General features: G+C 32.0%; 2 protein-coding genes. Both read left to right on the forward strand.

The window, feature by feature from the left end:
* Positions 1 to 153: 153 nt before the first annotated feature.
* Positions 154 to 444 carry a hypothetical protein gene (locus Q4534_RS24065; protein WP_303615711.1) on the forward strand — a complete coding sequence of 97 codons (291 nt, stop codon included), beginning with the start codon at positions 154 to 156 and terminating at the stop codon, positions 442 to 444.
* Positions 428 to 1,036, forward strand: a complete 609-nt coding sequence (locus tag Q4534_RS24070) for a hypothetical protein (protein ID WP_303615712.1) — start codon at positions 428 to 430, stop codon at positions 1,034 to 1,036. The genes Q4534_RS24065 and Q4534_RS24070 overlap by 17 nt, the downstream gene beginning before the upstream one ends.
* The last annotated feature ends 83 nt before the right edge of the window (positions 1,037 to 1,119 follow it).

A 1,119-nucleotide genomic window follows, 5' to 3' on the forward strand; every position in this document is an offset into this window, starting at 1 on the left:
CTCATCATTATAAGAGTTTGTTGATGAGCAATATACCAATGGTAAACCTTTAGCTACCGGAGGTTGAGTTCAACAAGATATAAGAATGCATAGCTTCCTATCGTCAGCTACGGCATCTTATACTGAGCGTTGCCAGCAATTAGCAGACAGACAATGCCTAAGTCAAAGTTGAATAAGATTGATATTGAGCGTTGGAGATATATTTTATATGAAACTCCCGATAATAAATGGATTGCTAGTTTTTCTTATTCTCCACAAAGCTTTATTGACTTGTCTATGCTTATCGAGTTGACAGATGATGAAAAGATTAAAGCAACATCTGATAGACAATTTCTAATTAATATGGCAGATAAAGTACGAAATAGCTATAAGGGATTTCTTGAAAGAGCATTAAATCGTGACAATTACGAAATACCGAATTCCAAAAATGAGAAAGATAATTAGTTATTTATTGAACATAATGTGTATCGGATTGATTGTTTCTGGACTTTATACTGTGATTTCGTATTACACAAACAACTCTGATACTGGACAAATAATGACAGTCAATATTACATTGATTGTTTTGGTCGGATTGTTACAGTTTGGTTTGACATTAACGAAATCAAAGAAGCATATTAACCTAATAATTAGGCGAGATGTAGAGTATTCAGTAAGTACTAAGACAATTAATCAGATTGCTTGCCAACAACAATTAAATTACTTTTCAATTATTTGTTTCGTGATTGGATTGGCAAACATCGCAATGTATTTAATAAACTCATATTCGATTGATAAAACTTTCTTTATTATTTTGGTATTTATGTTCGTTCCAGTTTTTGGATTTTTTGAGAGCAAAAGGGAATTGACAAAGCATTTTCAGAATAGCAGTATTGATTTGAGATGTAACGATGAAAAATATATACTTTGGATTGGAGAGAAAATAATTGAATTTGACCTTAATGAATTGAGGTTTACAAAAAAAATTAATGACTTTATTATAGCACAAAACAAAACGAATAAAGACAGATTAATAATACCGATTGATAAGGAATAACCGCTGGCAACAATTAAGCTACAATGATGCGAAGTAAGACTTCGGTTCATTGTAGCGTATGTTGGACTCAGCCTCCGGTAGCT

This window comes from Cyclobacterium sp. 1_MG-2023 (assembly GCF_030546805.1).
Lineage (GTDB): Bacteria > Bacteroidota > Bacteroidia > Cytophagales > Cyclobacteriaceae > Cyclobacterium.